This window comes from Rhizobium sp. rho-13.1 (assembly GCF_007000305.1).
Lineage (GTDB): Bacteria > Pseudomonadota > Alphaproteobacteria > Rhizobiales > Rhizobiaceae > Rhizobium > Rhizobium rhododendri.
The window spans coordinates 1-219 of the sequence record NZ_SCFL01000128.1; the positions used below are offsets into that span (position 1 = coordinate 1).

General features: G+C 61.2%; 1 pseudogene. It reads left to right on the top strand.

The features are described from left to right. Positions 1-219, top strand: a pseudogene (locus tag EQW76_RS29210) (glycosyl transferase); the annotation flags it as partial.

Sequence of the window (219 nt, forward strand, 5' to 3'; positions counted from 1 at the left end):
GCACCGAGGGCAGCGTCATCAAGCTCGCAAATCACCGAAAGGTCGGTTTCAGACCCGTCGCTATGACCACCCTCGGCGATGTCGTCGGCCGCTGCCTGCACGGTCCCCAGGGCTCGGCTGCATGCTACATCGTCACGCGCGAAGCGGCGTTGAAGTTGGTAAAGAGGTTGAATACGGTTCTGTTGCCCTACGATGTCGCTCTCGAACGCGGCTGGTCGA